The organism is Heyndrickxia ginsengihumi (assembly GCF_011008565.1).
In the GTDB taxonomy this organism is placed as follows: Bacteria; Bacillota; Bacilli; order Bacillales; family Bacillaceae_C; genus Weizmannia; species Weizmannia ginsengihumi.
This window is the reverse complement of record NZ_JAAIWK010000059.1, coordinates 1-1,391: the sequence shown is the minus strand read 5'-3', so window position 1 is coordinate 1,391 and position 1,391 is coordinate 1. Positions and strand designations below refer to the sequence as shown.

Annotated in this window: 1 pseudogene; it reads left to right on the top strand. The window is 36.0% G+C overall.

The window, feature by feature from the left end:
• Positions 1–46: 46 nt before the first annotated feature.
• Positions 47–1,391 (top strand): annotated as a pseudogene (locus tag G4D61_RS17860) (IS3 family transposase); the annotation flags it as partial.

The window sequence follows — 1,391 nt, the reverse complement described above, 5'->3', positions numbered from 1 at the left end:
CCCCAATTGTTAGACACCATCTAACAGTTGGAGGTGCAGTTTTTCTATGGTTAAATTTACTGCCGAAGATAAATTACAAGCAGTTAAGTGTTACTTAAATGGAAATAAGAGTTCTAATGAAATAGCTAAATCTATAGGAACTGATAATAAAGCAATCCTTAAATGGGCTAAACAATATGAATACAACGGGGATGAAGCTTTTATAAAGCCCTATACAAATTACACACGACAGTTTAAACTAGACGTACTAAATTTTATGATTGAAAAAGGTACGTCCTTAAATGAAACGGCAGCCATCTTTAAGATACCTGCCCCTTCTACAATTAGTGTGTGGAGAAAGCAGTATGAAACACAAGGATTAGATGCCCTTCAATCAAAGAAAAAGGGGCGTCCATCCTTGAAAAAAGAATCCAATCACCATCCAAAACAATCACCAGTTGAAGGATCCAGAGAAGCACTTGAAGCACGTATAAAACAACTGGAAATGGAAAATGAGTATTTAAAAAAGTTGAATGCCTTAGTTCAAAACAAAGAAAAATCACCAAACAGGACAAAGCGTAAGTAGTCTATGAATTAAGGCATAAATATCCGGTGAAAGCACTTGTAAAACTCGCTGGCATTCCACGCAGTACTTACTATGATTTAGTGAAACGTATGAATCGTCCAGATCCAGACGCTGATTTAAAAGCTGAAATAAAAGTGATTTATGAAGAACATGAAGGGCGTTATGGCTATCGCCGTATTCGTGATGAGCTGGCGAATCGGGGACAAAAAGTGAACCATAAAAAAGTGCAACGTATTATGAAAGAGCTTGGTTTGAAATGCTTAGTACGTATGAAAAAGTATAAATCGTATAAAGGTAAAGTGGGAAAAATTGCGCCAAATATTTTAGACCGCAATTTTACCGCAGACGCACCAATTGAAAAATGGGTAACTGACATTACGGAGTTTAAATTATTCGGCGAAAAGCTTTATTTATCGCCAGTTTTAGATTTATATAACGGAGAGATTATCACGTATACAATCAGTTCAAGACCAACCTATTCACTTGTTTCAGGCATGTTGGAGAAGGCATTTGAACGTTTACCTGAGAACCACAAGCTACTCATGCATTCCGATCAAGGATGGCATTATCAGATGAAGCAATATCGTTACGCACTTGAATCAAAAGGGATAGTCCAAAGTATGTCTCGTAAAGGAAACTGTTACGACAACTCTGTCATGGAGAATTTCTTTGGAATTATGAAATCTGAGTTCCTCTACATAAAGGAATTTGAGAGTGTCGAACATTTTAAAGTAGAATTACAAAAATATATTAATTACTATAATACGAAACGGATCAAGGCAAAATTAAAAATGAGTCCGGTACAATACCGAACTCATTTTACACA